Source organism: Micromonospora sp. NPDC005806, from assembly GCF_042871425.1.
Classification (GTDB): domain Bacteria; phylum Actinomycetota; class Actinomycetes; order Mycobacteriales; family Micromonosporaceae; genus Micromonospora.
On the sequence record NZ_JBIAIL010000002.1, the window covers coordinates 90793 to 106041 of the forward strand.

General features: G+C 73.1%; 15 protein-coding genes. 5 read left to right on the forward strand and 10 right to left on the reverse strand.

Going from position 1 to position 15249, the window contains the following annotated elements; all coding sequences use genetic code 11:
• Positions 1–44: 44 nt before the first annotated feature.
• Positions 45–992 (forward strand): 2-phospho-L-lactate transferase, encoded by a 948-nt coding sequence (cofD, locus tag ACFYOS_RS02975; protein ID WP_387135448.1) that lies wholly within the window; start codon positions 45–47, stop codon positions 990–992.
• Positions 989–2077 carry a coenzyme F420-0:L-glutamate ligase gene (locus tag ACFYOS_RS02980; protein WP_387135451.1) on the forward strand — a complete coding sequence of 363 codons (1089 nt, stop codon included), beginning with the start codon at positions 989–991 and terminating at the stop codon, positions 2075–2077. Before cofD ends, ACFYOS_RS02980 begins: the two co-directional genes overlap by 4 nt.
• A gap of 172 nt (positions 2078–2249) precedes the next feature.
• Here the strand turns inward: ACFYOS_RS02980 and ACFYOS_RS02985 are convergent, their stop codons facing one another.
• Both ACFYOS_RS02985 and ACFYOS_RS02990 read right to left on the reverse strand, forming a co-directional pair.
• Positions 2250–3290, reverse strand: coding sequence for an ArsR/SmtB family transcription factor (locus ACFYOS_RS02985; RefSeq protein WP_387135454.1), 1041 nt, complete (start codon positions 3288–3290; stop codon positions 2250–2252).
• A gap of 235 nt (positions 3291–3525) precedes the next feature.
• Positions 3526–4563, reverse strand: coding sequence for a hypothetical protein (locus tag ACFYOS_RS02990; RefSeq protein ID WP_387135457.1), 1038 nt, complete (start codon positions 4561–4563; stop codon positions 3526–3528).
• Between the two features lie 39 nt (positions 4564–4602).
• Between ACFYOS_RS02990 and ACFYOS_RS02995 the strand changes: the two genes are divergently transcribed.
• Positions 4603–5178, forward strand: a complete 576-nt coding sequence (locus tag ACFYOS_RS02995) for an NUDIX hydrolase (RefSeq protein WP_387135459.1) — start codon at positions 4603–4605, stop codon at positions 5176–5178.
• A gap of 13 nt (positions 5179–5191) precedes the next feature.
• On the opposite strand, the gene ACFYOS_RS03000 is transcribed toward ACFYOS_RS02995, so the two are convergent.
• Positions 5192–6283, reverse strand: coding sequence for a mannose-1-phosphate guanylyltransferase (locus tag ACFYOS_RS03000; protein ID WP_387135462.1), 1092 nt, complete (start codon positions 6281–6283; stop codon positions 5192–5194).
• Positions 6284–6346: 63 nt separating this feature from the next.
• The gene (locus ACFYOS_RS03005) at positions 6347–7492 is read right to left on the reverse strand and encodes a glycosyltransferase family 4 protein (protein ID WP_387135464.1); all 1146 of its coding nucleotides are present in this window, start codon (positions 7490–7492) and stop codon (positions 6347–6349) included.
• Positions 7493–7642: 150 nt separating this feature from the next.
• On the opposite strand from ACFYOS_RS03005, the gene ACFYOS_RS03010 reads away from it, so the two are divergent.
• Positions 7643–8332, forward strand: coding sequence for a TIGR03089 family protein (locus ACFYOS_RS03010; protein ID WP_387135466.1), 690 nt, complete (start codon positions 7643–7645; stop codon positions 8330–8332).
• A 40-nt stretch (positions 8333–8372) separates the two neighbouring features.
• On the opposite strand, the gene ACFYOS_RS03015 is transcribed toward ACFYOS_RS03010, so the two are convergent.
• Complete coding sequence (locus ACFYOS_RS03015) at positions 8373–10361, reverse strand: acetoacetate--CoA ligase (protein ID WP_387135468.1); 1989 nt, start codon at positions 10359–10361, stop codon at positions 8373–8375.
• A 203-nt stretch (positions 10362–10564) separates the two neighbouring features.
• Positions 10565–11083: an acyl-CoA thioesterase gene (locus ACFYOS_RS03020; protein WP_387135471.1), complete on the reverse strand. Its 519-nt coding sequence runs from the start codon at positions 11081–11083 to the stop codon at positions 10565–10567.
• Positions 11084–11106: 23 nt separating this feature from the next.
• Here ACFYOS_RS03020 and ACFYOS_RS03025 point away from each other — a divergent pair, with 23 nt between their 5' ends.
• On the forward strand, positions 11107–11763 hold the full coding sequence (locus ACFYOS_RS03025) for a hypothetical protein (protein ID WP_387135473.1): 657 nt from the start codon (positions 11107–11109) through the stop codon (positions 11761–11763).
• A 55-nt stretch (positions 11764–11818) separates the two neighbouring features.
• Here the strand turns inward: ACFYOS_RS03025 and ACFYOS_RS03030 are convergent, their stop codons facing one another.
• Genes ACFYOS_RS03030 through ACFYOS_RS03045 form a run of 4 tightly spaced genes read right to left on the reverse strand, consistent with a single transcriptional unit; the run spans position 11819 to position 15238 of the window.
• Positions 11819–12460 carry a response regulator gene (locus tag ACFYOS_RS03030; protein WP_387135476.1) on the reverse strand — a complete coding sequence of 214 codons (642 nt, stop codon included), beginning with the start codon at positions 12458–12460 and terminating at the stop codon, positions 11819–11821.
• A complete protein-coding gene (locus ACFYOS_RS03035) occupies positions 12453–13616 on the reverse strand; it encodes a sensor histidine kinase (protein WP_387135479.1) in 1164 nt (387 codons plus the stop codon). The genes ACFYOS_RS03030 and ACFYOS_RS03035 overlap by 8 nt, the downstream gene beginning before the upstream one ends.
• Before the next feature lie 3 nt (positions 13617–13619).
• Positions 13620–14315, reverse strand: a complete 696-nt coding sequence (locus tag ACFYOS_RS03040; RefSeq protein ID WP_387135482.1) for an ABC transporter permease — start codon at positions 14313–14315, stop codon at positions 13620–13622.
• Between the two features lie 11 nt (positions 14316–14326).
• Positions 14327–15238 (reverse strand): ABC transporter ATP-binding protein, encoded by a 912-nt coding sequence (locus ACFYOS_RS03045; protein ID WP_387135484.1) that lies wholly within the window; start codon positions 15236–15238, stop codon positions 14327–14329.
• Positions 15239–15249: the final 11 nt, after the last annotated feature.

Below are 15249 nucleotides of genomic sequence, written 5' to 3' on the forward strand. Positions count from 1 at the left end.
GCCACGGGCGGACCGGCGGCGGCGCGTGCGGAAGGATGGACGCCATGCGCATCGTGGTTCTGACCGGCGGGATCGGCGGCGCCCGGTTCCTGCTCGGCGTCCGGGCGTACGCCCGGGAGGTGGGGGCCGAGGTGACCGCCGTGGTCAACGTCGGCGACGATCTGCTGCTGCACGGGCTGAAGGTCTGCCCCGACCTGGACAGTGTGATGTACACGCTGGGCGGCGGCGCCGACCCGGAGCGGGGCTGGGGCCGGGTCGGCGAGACCTGGACGGTCAAGTCCGAGCTGGCCGCGTACGGCGCCGAGCCGACCTGGTTCGGCCTGGGCGACAAGGACATCGCCACCCACCTGGTGCGGACGACGATGCTCAACGCCGGCTACCCGCTCTCCGCCGTCACGCAGGCGCTGGCCACCCGGTGGGAGCCGGGCCTGAGCCTGCTGCCGGCCACCGACGACCGCCTGGAGACCCACGTGGTGGTCGACGGCGACCAGGGGCAGCGGGCGATCCACTTCCAGGAGTGGTGGGTGCGCTACCGGGCGGACGTCCCGACCCACCGGTTCGTCTTCGTCGGTGCCGAGACGGCGAAGCCGGCGCCGGGCGTGCTGGAGGCGATCGGGGCGGCCGACGTGGTGCTGATCGCGCCGAGCAACCCGGTGGTGAGCATCGCCCCGATCCTGGCCGTGCCGGGGCTGCGCGACGCGGTGGCCGACGGTCGGGCCCCGGTGGTCGGGGTGTCCCCGATCATCGGCGGCGCGCCGGTCCGCGGCATGGCCGACCGCTGTCTCGCCGTGGTCGGCGTGGAGTGCAGTGCGGCCGGGGTGGGTGGTCTCTACGGTGCCGGGTCGGCCGGCGGTCTGCTCGACGGCTGGCTGGTCGCGCCCGAGGACGAGGGGACGCTGGTGCCGGAGGTGACCGTACGGTCGGTACCACTGCGGATGACGGACGAGGCGGCGACGGCGACGATGGTCCGGGCCGCGTTGGAGCTGGCGTGAGACTGGAGATCCTGCCGGTGCCGGGCATCGGCGACGTGACCGAGGGCGACGACCTGGCGGCGCTGATCGCCACCGCGGCGCCGTGGCTGCGCGACGGCGACGTGCTGGTGGTGACCAGCAAGATCGTGTCGAAGGCGGAGGGTCGGCTGGTCGACGTGCCGGCGGACGGGCCGGACCGGCTCGCCGCCCGGGACGACGTGCTGGCCGGGGAGACGGCCCGGGTGGTGGCCACCCGCGGGGCCACCCGGATCGTGCAGACCCACCACGGCTTCGTGATGGCCTCCGCCGGCATCGACGCCTCGAATGTGGACAAGACCCGCCTGGTGCTGCTGCCGAAGGACCCGGACGCGTCCGCCCGGGCGCTGCGGGCCGCCCTGCGCGACCGGTACCACCTGGACGTCGCGGTGATCATCAGCGACACCATGGGCCGGCCGTGGCGCAACGGCCTGACCGACGTGGCGCTCGGGGTGGCCGGGATGCCCGCGATCCGCGACCACCGCGGCGAGATCGACCCCTACGGCAACGAGCTCCAGCTGACCCAGATGGCGGTGGTGGACGAGCTGGCCGGCGCCGGTGAGCTGATCAAGGGCAAGTGCGACCAGGTGCCGGTGGCGGTCGTCCGGGGTTACCTGGGTGTGGGGCGGGACGACGACGGCGCGGGGGCCCGGGCGCTGGTCCGGGACGCCGAGCTGGACCTCTTCTCGCTGGGCACCGCCGAGGCGAGGACGGCCGGGCTCCGGGAGGCTGCCACCCTGGCCGACGGCCCAGGGCCGACGCCGGCCGACCCGGCCGCCGTCGACCGGGCGATCGCCGCGGTCGCCGAGGTGGTCGCGCCCGGCACCGTCTTCACCCACGTCACCGATGCCGAGGTACGCGCCGGCCTGGCCGCGAGTGTGCCGGGCTGGCCCGAGCACGCCAGCGGCCTGGTGCTGGGTGTCCCGCCGGCCCCGGTCGACCAGGCTGACCTGGTGCGCTTCGGCGCCGACCTGCAACGACTGCGGACCGCGCTGGCCGCCGAGGGCGTCTCCTCGGCCCTGCTGCCGCCCCCGACGGGCAGCACCGCCAGCGCCGCTCTGGCCGTCTGACCCGCCCGCCGCACCCCCGCCCCACCACACGGCAGGCCCCGCCAGCGCCGGCGAGGTGTGGCCACAAATTCACGGAAAGAGTGGCCAGGCCGCGCGCCATAGCCACTCTTTCCGTGAATCTGCGCGGATCTTGGGCGGGGGGGCGAGGGCCAGGCGGCGGAGACTTGGGCGGTCAGGCGTCGAGGACGGCGCGGCCGAGCGGGGTCAGGATGTGCAGCACGGTGTTGCGGTCCCGATGGCTGACCAGCAGTCCGGCGTTGCGCAGCACGCTGGCGTGCTGGCTGGCCGCGGCGGGAGAGATGTGCAGCCGGCGGGCCATCTCCCCGGTGGTGCAGCCGTCCTCGGCGGCCGCCAGGACGGCGGCCCGGGTGCGGCCGAGCAGGGCGGCGAGGGCCTCCCGGCCGCCGTCCGGATCTGCGGCGGCAGCGGAGCCCGGCCCGGGCGCGAGCCCGCCGAGCCGGTCGACGGGGTAGACCAGCACCGGGGGCAGCGCGGGGTCGAGGAGCGCGACCGGGGTCCGGGCGCAGAAGAAGGCCGGGACCAGCAGCAGGCCCCGGCCGTCCAGGCGCAGCTCGCGGGTGTCCGGGTAGTCGAGCACCTCGAGCACCCCGTCCGCCCAGCGCATGGCTGGGCGGAGGCTGGCGAGCAGCCCCTCGGGCCCGTCGGCGAGCATGGCGCGGGCCCGCCGCGCCCGGTCGGCCTCCACCGCGGCCTGGATCCGAGGCCAGTACGGGGTGATGGCGAACGTCTGGTAGTGCGCCATCGAGTCGGTGAGGTGGCGCACCACCTCGGGCTCGCCCCGGGCCAGCGCGGCGGCCGGGGCGGGCAGATGGTTCTCCTCGGCCAGCACAGCCAGGTCACGGCGCAGCATGCCGACCGGAGTGCCCCGGACGGCTTCCAGCCCCGCCTCGAGGCCTTCCCGGCTGGCGTACGGGGTGAGGAAGTCGGGGAAGTAGCCGCGCGGCGGGTTGAGGGCAAGGAGCAGGCGGAACCGTTCGGTGGCGGTGTCCGTCCGCAGGGTGCGGGCCACGGCGCGGCGCCACTCGAGCATCAGTGGCTCAGGCCCGCGGCCCTGGAGCAGGTGCAGGCTGAGGACCAGTTCCCAGACCGGGTCCGCGGCGGATGCCACCCTGGTCCGCAGGATGTCCTCGCGCGAGAAGTGGATCTTCAGCATGGAGCGCTCTCCCGGGCGGACCGAGGGAGTGCCCGCCACCACAGGCACTGTACCCGCTGGAACAAATCTCCATTTTTAAGCGAGGACTGAAAAACCTCGACGCCGAGCGCGCGGGTTGGGCACACTTCCCTTGCCTGCCGGGCCGGACGTGTCACCACCGACCGGCGAGCACCGGGGGGGGGTCGGGGGAGACGGACGACCGGACAGCACCACGAGGGTCTGCGGCGACACTCCGCAGAGGTGCCATCCGGTCGTCCCACCCCGTCCGGCCGCCTCAGGCGATCCAGAGCGCCACCCGGTGGTCCTCGTCCGTGACGTAGTAGCAGGACCCATCCAGCTCGGCCAGCCCCTCCACGTGGTGGAACGGGGCCAGCTCGGCCATCAGCTTCCCCGCCAGCCGGGCGTCCGGGCCGACCTCCCACCGGAAGGCGACGTGCCGCGAGGTCACCTCACCACCGTGCGGATGGTCGTCCAGCAGCACCGAGCCCTTGCCCAGCGCGTCGATCGAGCCGATCACCGCCGCGTACCCGCCGTCGGCGGTGGGGGCGACGGCCCGGAAGCCGGCCAGCGCGCCCGGCGGGGTCACCCCGGTCAGGGCGTACGCCCCGACGGCGGCGGGCCATCCCGGGTCGGCGGCGAACATCTCCGCCACCCCGGCCAGCTCGACCAGGATCGGCTCGCCCTCGGCGGTCACCGGGAACCGCAGCCCGAGCAGCACCGTCCCGGTCGGGGTGAACGCGGCCGCCTCGACATTGATCGGCAGGTCGTCCTCGGCCAGCCGGTTCACCCAGCTCTTCGCCCGGGCGGTGCCCCGGGCCACGGTCTCCACGATGAACCGGTCCCGGACCCGGTCACCCGGCGGCAGCGGGGTCAGCGGCGCCGCCGCGAGCGCGTCGTTGATCGCCCGGTGCAGCCGGAACCGGTTGCGCACCACGTGCACCGGCAGCACCCCGGCGGCGGCATCCTCCTCGCGGAACCGGGCCACGAACGCGCGGCGGGGCCGCAGCGGGCCCGCTTTCGAGCCGAAATGCGAGCCGAAGACGTACACCCAGCCGTCGTGGTGGGCGAGCGCCTCGCCGTCCTCGGTGCGGCCGTTCTCCCGGCCGGCGTCGGCCGCCACGTGGCGCGCGACCCACTCGCCGTCGTCCCGCTCCAGCAGCAGGGCCAGGCAGCGTTCCACCGGCCCCTCGTCCAGCACCGTCCAGAAGCCCCGACGGGCGCCATGGGCGCGCAGCAGCGCCCGGGACCGCACCGGCAGCAGGTCGCTCGCCTCGTTGCCGGACACGACGAACTCCACGAGTCGCAGGGTCACCCGGCCAGGGTACGGAGGCCCCGCTCGTAGAGTGTCCGGGTGGACACCGACCTCCGGACGTACGCCGACCTGCACGCCGACGCCACCGCGGTGCTGAGCGGCTGGCCGGCGACCAGCCCGGCGGCCGCCGCGAACCGGGACCGGACCCTGGAGCTGCTGGCGGCCGGGCCGGTGGCGATGAGCCGCGGCCACCGGCCCGGGCACGTCACCGCCAGCGCGCTGGTGCTCGACGCCACCGGTGAGCGGGTGCTGCTCTGCCTGCACGGCAAGTTCCGCAGGTGGGTGCAGCTCGGCGGGCACTGCGAGCCCGGCGACCGGACCCTGGCGGCCGCCGCGCTGCGCGAGGCCGGCGAGGAGTCCGGGATCGCCGGGCTGGTGGTCGACCCGACTCCGATCGACGTCGACATCCACCCGGTCTCCTGCCAGGGTGGCTCACTGCACTACGACGTCCGGTTCGCCGTGCTCGCCCCGCCGGGGGCGACCGAGCGGGTCAGCGACGAGTCCGAGGCGCTGGGCTGGTTCCCGCCGGACCGGCTGCCCGAGCCGCTGGCCGACGGGACCGTCCAACTCGTCGCGCCGGCTCTCGCCGCGCTGGCTCGCCGGGCCGCCGGCTGAGCCGGCGGCGCGGTCAGACCAGGCCCTCCTCGCCGCGCTCCTTGAGCTCGTCGACCAGCTTCTTCACGTCCTGCGCCCGGTCCCGCGGGCAGACCAGCAGCGCGTCCGGGGTGTCCACCACGATCAGGTCGCGGACGCCGACGGCGGCCACCAGCCGGCCCGACTGCGGCACCACCACCAGGTCGGCGGTGTCCCGCAACAGCACGCCCGGCTTGGCGTCGGTGCCCAGCACCACGTTGCCGTCGGCGTCGGCGGGGAGCACCTCGCCGAGGGTGTGGAAGTCGCCGACGTCGTTCCAGCCGAAGTCGCCGGGCACGGTGGCCACCCGGCCGGCGGTCGCCGCGCCCTCCATCACCGCATAGTCGACGGAGATCTTCGGCAGGGTCGGCCAGACGGTGCCCAGCACGTCGTCCTGCTCGGGGGTGCCCCACGCCGCCGCGATCGCGGTGATCCCGGCGTGCATCGCCGGCTGCTGCCGGGCCAACTCGGCGAGGAAGACGTCCACCCGCCAGACGAACATGCTGGCGTTCCAGAGGTGCCGGCCGGAGTGGACGTAGACCTCGGCCACCTCGGCGGCGGGCTTCTCCTTGAACTCGATCACCGGGCGCAGCGGACCGCCGCTCACCGGCTCGCCGGTCTCCAGGTAGCCGTAGCCGGTCTCGGGCCGGGTCGGGGTGATGCCCACCGTCATGAGCAGCCCCTGCTCGGCGCCCCGGATCGCCTGGCGTACCACCTCGGCCCAGCGCGCCGGGTCACCGATCAGATGGTCGGCGGCGAACGAGCCCATCACCGCCGCCGGGTGGCGCTCCGCGATCACCGCGGCGGCCAGCGCGATGGCCGCGCAGGAGTCGCGGGGCGAGGGCTCGACCAGGATGTTCTCCTCCGGCAGGCCAGCCAGTTGCCGGGCCACCGCCGCGACGTGCGCGGCCCCGGTGACCACCAGCGTGCGCTCGGGGGTGGTCAGCGGTGAGAGCCGGTCCACCGTCGCCTGCAGCAGCGAGGCCGGGGTACCGGTCAGCGGGTGGAGGAACTTGGGATGGCCGGCGCGGGACAGCGGCCACAACCTCGTGCCGCTGCCACCCGCCGGGATGACGGCGTAGAACATCAGCACATCATGCCCGAAACCGTCATGCTAAGGACGCGCGGTCCGTGGGACGGCATTCAACACTCAGGAACGGGCCCGGCTCCAGGCGGCGATGTGCACCTCCGCGCTGGACTCCCAGGTGAACTCCTTGGCCCGGTCGAAGCCGGCCTTGGCCAGGGCGAGCCGGCGCTGCTCGTCGTCCAGCAGGGCCGCCAGGTCGGTGGCGATCTGGTCCGGGTCCTCGCTGGTGTACGCCACCGCGTCGCCGCCCACCTCGGGCAGGGAGAGGCGCGGCGTGGTCAGCACCGGCGCCGCGCAGGCCATCGCCTCCAGGATCGGCAGGCCGAACCCCTCGCCGTACGACGGGTAGGCGGCGACCAGCGCACCGCCGAGGAAGCCGGGCAGGTCGGCGTAGCGGAGGTAGCCCGGGCGGAGCAGCCGCAGGTGCGACGGCACCTCGGCCACCGCCCGGTCGATGTCGTCGTCGTGCCCCTGCCCACCGGCGATCACCAGGGCGGGCGGGTTCTCCCGGTCGGCCACCGCGCGAGCCCAGCCACGGATCAGGTTGGGGACGTTCTTGCGCGGCTCCTTGGCCCCGAGGAAGGCGATGTAGCTGCTGCTGCCCAACCCGAGGCGGGCCCGGACCCGGGCCTTCTCCTCCTCGCTCGGGGCATGGAAGGCGGCGTGGTCGACCCCGTGGTAGGCGACGTCGATCCGGGTCGGGTCGGCGTCCAGCAGGCGGATCAACTCGTCCCGGGTGGCCTTGCTCGGCACGATCACCCGGTCGGCCCGGCGCAGCGAGGTCTTGATCGCGCTGCGGAAGAACGTCCGGCGGGACTTGTCGTAGTGCTCCGGCTCGGTGAAGAACGTCGCGTCGTGCACGGTGACCGTCACCGGGCAGCCGGCCCGCAGCGGGCAGGTGTAGAAGGGCGAGTGCAGCACCTCGGCGCTCACCTGCTGGGCCAGCAGCGGCAGGCCGGTCTGCTCCCAGGCGAGCCGGGCCGGGCGGTGCGCGACCGCCGCCGGGGCGGGGATCACCTCGGCCGCCGGCAGCATCCGGGTGTAGCGCTCCAGATCGGTGCGGAGGCTCACCACGACCAGGTCCACGGCGGAGCCGCAGACCCTGCCGAGGGCGCCGAGCAGGCCGTCGACGTATCTACCGACGCCGCCACGGTCGGCGGGGACACTCGTGGCGTCGATGAGCACGCGGGGCGGGCGACCGGCGGTCACGGGGCGACTCCTCAGGCAGGCGGTCTGTGGGGAACAACACTGTCGGCAAGCCTACGCCGGGCCCGGGTCCCGGCGGTGACCGCGACCCGACGGTACGCCGAGTTGTCCTTGCCATCGAGTACGGGTCACCGGCGCGTATCGTTCGCGCCGATGGCCGACAACATTGCCCGGGTCTTCGCCGACGCGATCGCGACCGACCCCACCCGACCACTGCTGACCTGGTACGACGATGCCACCGGCGAGCGCACCGAACTGTCCGGCGCGACCCTCGCCAACTGGGTGGCCAAGACCGCCAACCTGCTCGTCGACGAGGTCGCCCTGGCTCCCGGCGACCCGGCCGGCGTGCTGCTGCCCCCGCACTGGCAGACCGCTGCCGTACTGCTCGGCTGCTGGTCGGCGAAGCTGACCGTGGTCGACACGCCGGGCGACGTGGACGTGCTCTTCGCCGCCGCCGGGCGGGTCGCGGAGGCGGGCGAGTGGTCGGCCGGCGAGCGGTACCTCCTCGCGCTCGACCCGTTCGCCCTGCCGATGCGGGAGGTGCCGCCCGGCTTCGCCGACTTCGTCTCGGCGGTCCGCGGTCACGGCGACCACTTCACTCCGTACCCGCAGGGCGGCGAGGGGGACGCCGAGCTGCTGGCCCGCGCGACCGACCGGGCCGCGGAGCTCTGCCTCGCCGCCGGCGACCGCGTCCTGGTCGACGCGGCACGGCATCCCGATCCGACCGACTGGCTCCTCGCCCCGCTCACGGCGGGTGCCAGCATCGTCCTCTGCGGCAACCTCGACCAGTCCCGCCTCGACGCCCGCACCGCCACGGAGAAGGTCACCCGCACCCTCGCCTGACCGGGTGCCGGCCCGGGCGCCCGGACCGGCACCCGCTGGGTCAGGCGGGCGTGGACTCGTCGGTGTGGGCGCGGCGCTGGGCGAAGGCGGCGAAGGCGGTCAGCGACTCCGGGTTCGCCAGGGCGCCCCTGGCCGCCGCGTTGTCCACCGGGGTGCCGGTCAGGATCTTCTTCACCGGCACCTCCAGCTTCTTCGCCGAGAGGGTCCGCGGGACGGCCCGGACCTGGTGGATCTCGTCGGGGACGTGCCGCGGCGAGAGGGCGGTACGCAGCTCCCGGCAGATCTTCTTCCGCAGCTCGTCGTCCAGCTCCAGCCCCTCGGCGAGCACCACGAAGAGCAGCAGCTCCCCGGCGCCGCCCTGGTCGTCCTCCAGGTGCACCACCACCGAGTCGACGACCTCGTCCAGCCCCTCCACCACCGAGTAGAACTCGGCGGTGCCGAGCCGGACGCCGCCCCGGTTCAGGGTGGCGTCCGAACGGCCGGTGATCACGCAGCCGCCCCGGTCGTTGATCGTGATCCAGTCGCCGTGCCGCCAGACGCCCGGGTAGACCTCGAAGTACGCCTCCCGGTAGCGGGTGCCCTCCGGGTCGTTCCAGAAGCCGACCGGCATGCTCGGCATCGGCTCGGTGATCACCAGCTCACCGAGCTGACCGATGACCGGGGTGCCGTCGGCCGAGCGGGCCTCCACCTTGGCGCCGAGCGCCCGGCAGGTGATCTCCCCGGCGTGCACGGGCAGCAGCGGCACCCCGCCGACGAAGCCGGTGCAGACGTCCGTGCCGCCGGAGAGCGACTGGAGCTGGAGCCGGTCGCCGACGTTCTCGTACACCCAGGTGAAGCCCTCGGCGGGCAGCGGCGCGCCGGTCGAGCCGACCCCGCGCAGCGCGGCAAGGTCGGCGAGTTCCTTCGGCACCAGGCCGGCCTTGCGGCAGGCCAGCAGGAACGGCGCCGAGGTGCCGAAGTACGTGGTGCCGGTCTCCGCGGCCAGCCGCCAGAGGGCGCCCAGGTCCGGGTGCCCCGGGTTGCCGTCGAAGAGCACGATCGTGGCGCCCACCGCCGGCCCGGAGACCAGGAAGTTCCACATCATCCAGCCGGTGGTGGTGAACCAGAAGAACCGGTCCGCCGGACCCAGGTCGTGGTGCAGGGCCAGCATCTTCAGGTGCTCCAGCAGGATGCCCCCGTGACCGTGCACGATCGGCTTGGGCAGGCCGGTGGTGCCGGAGGAGTAGAGCACGTAGAGCGGGTGGTCGAACTCGACCGGGGTGAAGGCCAGCGGCTCGTCGGTCTCCGCCGCCAGCTCGGCCCAGGAGATCGCGCCGGGCGGCGGCGCGCCGGCCGGGTCGAGGTACGCGATGCCGACGGTGTGCTCCAGCGACGGCAGCGCGGCCCGGATGGCGGCCACCTCGCCCCGCCGGTCGACCGGCTTGTCGCCGTACCGGTAGCCGTCCACAGCGACCAGGACCTTCGGCTCGATCTGCTGCCACCGGTCGGTGACGCTGCGGGTGCCGAACTCGGGGGCGCAGGAGGAGAAGATCGCGCCGAGGCTGCTGGTGGCCAGCAGCAGCACGAAGGTCTCCGGGATGTTCGGCGCGTACGCGGCCACCCGGTCGCCCCGGCCGACGCCGAGCCGGCGCAGCCCGGCCGCCACCCGGCGGACCTGCTCGCGCAGCCCGGCCGCGGTCAGCGTCTCCGGCGCGCGGGTCTGCCCGTGCGCGATCACCACCGGGTCGTCGTCGCCCCGGCCGGGCATCCGCAGCACGTTCTCGGCGTAGTTGAGCGTGGCGCCGGGGAACCACCGGGTGCCGGGCATGGCCCGGTCGGTGAGCGTGCCGGTCGGCGGGGTGTGCGCGACCACCTCGAAGTAGTCCCAGATCGACCGCCAGAAGGCGTCCAGGTCGGTCACCGACCAGCGCCACAGCGCGTCGTAGTCGGCGAACTCCAGCCCCCGGTGCTCGGCCAGCCAGCGCAGGTAGTCGCCGATCCGGGACCGCTCACGCACGTCGGCCGGCGGCGTCCACAGCACGTCACCCACTGCTCCACCCTCCCTGGGCCCGGTCACGACACTGTGCATGGGCCGTGCCGCCATCTTGCCCTACCTCGAGATGCCATTCTCCGCACCCGGTGCCGGTCAGGGGGCGTGCCCTGCCCACACCCCCCGACCGCCGGCTGTGTGGATGGGCGGTAAGGAGGGGCGCTGGTTGGCGCCTGGCGTTGTAGCGGGCCCCTCCTGACACCTCAGCCGGCGCGGTGCGCCTGGATCGCCCGCCGCCGGGCCAGCCGGTGCGCCCGGCGGATCTCCGCCTCCCGGCAGCGCCGCTCGTCCTCCGGGGTCTCCGGCAGCACCGGCCGGACCGGGCGCGGCGCGCCGCCCACGTCCACCCCCACGAAGACCAGGTAGGCGGTGGCCACCGGGACCGGCTCGTCCTCGGCCGAGTCCCAGCGCTCGGCGACCACCTTCACCCCGACCTCCATCGAGGTGTGGCCGGTCCAGTTGACCTGGGCGTGCGCGTGCACCAGATCGCCCACCCGGACCGGCTCGGAGAACACGATCTCGTCGATCGACGCGGTGACCGCGGTGCCCCCGCTGTGCCGGGCGGCGGCCGCCCCGGCGACATCGTCGACGAACTTCATCAGTACCCCACCGTGCACGGTCCCGTACAGATTGACGTCAACTGCGGTCATGATCCGGCTCAGCGTGACCCGCGAGTACGAGGTCGGCTTGCCCGCCGGCCCGGTGGAGGGGTGATCTGTCATGCCAGAAACGGTACGGTGCGCGGATGCGACATCTCTGGAGCTTCCTCGCCGGGTTGGTGGTGGCGCCCGTCACCTGGGTGCTCGTCACGCTCGGTCAGGACGGATCTGGACGCACCATCCACCGCTGGGTGGAACTCGGTACGTACAGCACCCCCAACCTGATCGAGCCGGCCGTCTACCTCGGCGTCGCCGGCATCCTGCTCGGCCTGCTCGCCACGCTGCGCTTCTCGCCGTTCGGCCCGCTGGTGGCCGGACTGCTGCTGGCCGTCCCGTACATCGGGATGTTCGTCGCGCCGTTCACCGTCCGTGACCAGGTCCCCGAGGGCTGGAAGCTGTTCGAGGACCCGCTGCCACTGCGCCAACCGCTGGAGAACGGCACGCTGTTCCTGATCGGCGTGCTGCTCCTGATGGCCGTGTTCAGCGGGCAGCGCTGGCGGCGGTGGCCCGGAGAGCCGGCGGCCGGGGCGGAGCTGACCGCGGCCGACAAGCCGATCGAGCACAGCGCCGCGCTCGGCGACTGGCCCCCGTCCGACTCGGCGAAGGACACCGCCCCGCTCACCGTGGGCTACCCCGAGCCCACCCCAACCGACCCCCTGCCCCGCCGCACCGGCAGCGAGTCGCCGTGGTCCGCGCCTCCGCGCGCGACCAGCCGACCGGAGGGCACCACCGAGATCCGATGACGGCCGCGGGCGGGCCGGGGAACCGGCCCGCCCGCCCGACCGTCGGCCGGCCCGGTCAGTCGTGCTCGGGAGTGAGCAGGCCGCGTCGGAAGGCGACGGCAACGGCAGCTGCGCGGTCGTTGACGCCGAGTTTTGTGTAGATGTGCAGCACGTGGCTCTTCACCGTGGCCTCGCTGATGAACAGGCGCGCGGCGGCCTCGCGGTTGGTGGCGCCGTCGGCGATGAGGCGGAGGACCTCCAGTTCCCGGGCGCTCAACGGGTCGGCGGGGGCGCGGACCTGGCCGAGTAGGCGGGTGGCGACCGACGGGGAGAGCACGGCTTCGCCCCGCGCCGCCGTACGAACGGCATGGATGAGTTCCTCGCGGCCGGTGTCCTTGAGGACGTAGCCGGTGGCCCCGGCCTCGATGGCGGGTACGACGTCCCGGTCGGTGTCGTAGGTGGTGAGGACGAGAACGCGGGCCGCGATGCCAAGCCTGGCGAGTTCCTTGATGGCGGCGACGCCGTCCATCCGGGGCATGCGGAGGTCCATGAGGATCACGTCGGGATTCAGCACCCGCGCGAGTGCGACGGCCTGGGCGCCGTCTCCCGCCTCGCCGAGCACCTCGAATTCCGGGTCGCCGGCGAACATGCCGCGGATGCCGTCCCGGACGACGGGATGGTCGTCGGCGATCAGCAGTCGGATCAGGGGCTCAGCCACGTGTCACCGCCGGAACACTCGCGGAGATCGCCGTGCCGAAACCGGGTTCCGACTCGATCGCCAACGTGCCTGCCAGGCGGCTCACCCGCTTGCGCATCGAGGTCAGGCCGAAGCCCCCGCCGTCGGGCGCGCGCTCGGGGTCGAACCCAGCGCCGTCGTCGCGCACGTCCAGGGTGACCACGTCCTCCATGTACGACAGGGTCAGCCCGACCCGGGACGCACCGGCGTGCTTGGCCGCGTTGGCCAGGGCCTCCTGCGCGGTGCGGAGCAGCGTCTCCTCAACCTCCGGATGCATGGGACGGACCGTGCCTGTGATGGCGAAATCCACCCGTACCGTGTTGAGCTCGCCCCACTGGGTGACGACATCCTTCAGCGCCTCGGGCAGCGGTGCCGCCGCCAACTGGCCGGGGCCCACCGCGCGCACGGAGCGCCGGGCCTCGGCAAGGCTGTCCCGCGCCAGCCGGACCGCGTTGTCCACATGACGCCGCCAGTCCTCGGCCTGCTGCGCCGCCTGGAGCTGGGTGATGATGCCGGTCAGGCCCTGGGCGAGGGTGTCGTGGATTTCCGCCGCCATCCGCTGCCGTTCGTCGAGCACGCCCCCCTCGCGGGCCTGAACCAGCAACTGAGCGTGCAAACCCGCGTTCTCCCGCAGTGCCTCCTCGAGCTGCACCACCATCCGCTTGCGTTCCGCGCTCCGCTCGGCCGTGACCTCGCCGACGAAGCTGAACAGGCCGACCACTGCCACGATGGCGGCGATGAAGAACAGATAGACGAGCACCCCGGAAGGGGTTGGATCGGGCAAACCGCCCCGATAGGCCGCGACGCTGATCGCCGCCGTGGCGGTCACCCCGACGAACCGCCAATTTCCCCTCAGATACTGCCAGGAATGGAGGTATCCGGTGAAGCCGAAGAAGCTGGCAAACCACATCCCTTGCGTACAGAGCGCCCCAATCAGCACCACCAACCCCGCGACGTAGACCGCGCCCCGCGGCACCAGCCAGATCCAGGCGGCGGCGAACGCCGCCAGGCCGAGCGTGAGCCACGACCGGCCATCGGTCAGCAGGGTGAGCACCGTGGAGGTCGCCAGCAAGACGTACGGCGCGGCCGCCAGCTGGCGCTCCAGCAGCCGCTCCCACCGGTCGAGCCGCGCGGTCATACCTCACTCCCAGCGGAAGAACTTCGCCGCAGCGGTGCTGACGACCACGGCGTACGCGGCCAGCACACCGACCAGCAGGGGGCTGGGAGCGCCATCCGCCCAGACGGCCTGCAGGCTCTGCCGGAAGGCGCCCAGCGGGGTGTACTCCCCGATGCGGGCCACGATAACGGGCATCTGATCGGTGGGCTGAATGAGGCCGGCGAGGTAGGCCATCGGGAAGTACAGCAGGACACCGATCCCATTGGCGGCTCGGCCGTTCGGCGCGACGGCGGCGATGAGCAGGCCGACGGCGAACATGGCCGCCGTGCCGAACAGGAAGGTCAGCAAACCGGGCAGCGCCCGGGTGGGCAGGTGGGCGCCAAGGACGGTGCCGGCGACCGCCAGCAGCAGCGCGCACGCGGTCAGCGCCAGGACGAACTGCAGGAGCACCTGCACCAGCAGCAGGTTCCCCGGACGTACCGGCGTGGTGGCGAGCCGGCGCAGGATGCCCCGCTCGCGATAGGTGGCCATGGTGGTGGGCAGCAGGTACAGGCCGACGAGCCCCACGGCGATCGCCAGTGCCATCGGCAGGAGCACGGTGTCGCCCTGCTCGATCGAGCTGCCGAAGACCACCAGAATGAACAGCGGGATGAGCAGGGAGAACATCGCCCCGGGTTCCCGGGTCAGCAGCTTCAGTTCGACGATGGCGAGCTTGGTCATGATTTTCTCCGTCAGTGGGCAGAGTCGAAGGAGCGGCCGGTGAGGGCGACGAACGCGTCGTCGAGGGTGCGCTTGTCGATGCGTAGATCGCTGACCAGGACGTGGTGGCGGGCGAGCTGAGCGGTGACGGCGGTGGCGAAGTCACCCGTGCCCGTGACGACCACCCGGTTTCCGGTCCTGGTCACGCCGGTAACCCCGGGCAGCCCACCCAGCTCGATCAGGTCCCCCGCCATCAGCGTGAACCGCATCTGGTGTTCGGCGTCGATCCCGTCGACCAGCCCGGAGGGGGTGTCTATCGCGACGACCTTGCCATGGTCGAAGACGGCGACGCGGTCGCAGAGCTCCTCCACCTCGTCCATGAAGTGGCTGACCAGCACCACCGTCACGCCGCTCGCCCGGACCCGCTTGATCAGCTCCCAGGTGGTACGACGAGCCTGGGGGTCGAGCCCCGTGGTCAGCTCGTCGAGGATCGCCACCCGCGGATTGCCCACCAGCGCCAGCGCGATGAACAGCCGTTGCTTCTGGCCACCGGACAGCTTCCCGAAGCGGGCGTTGCGCTTGTCCGTCAGCCCCCACTCCTCAAGCAGCTCACGCCAGTCGCGGGGCCGGGCATAGAAGGACGCATACAGATCGAGCGCTTCCCAGACCTTGATGTTCTCCGGCAACTGGGTGTGCTGGAGCTGCACCCCGATCTGTTCGCGTAGCTCGCGCCCGTCCTTGACCGGCTCGAGCCCGAGCACCCTGATCGACCCGCCGTCGGGCCGCCTCAGTCCCTCCACGCACTCCACGGTGGTGGTCTTGCCGCTGCCGTTCGGCCCGAGTATCCCGAAGATCTCGCCCTCCGCCACGGAGAACGACACCCCGTCCAGAACGGTCAGGTCCGCGTACCTCTTGCGGAGGTCGTTGACTTCGATGACTGCCATGGCTCAAGCAT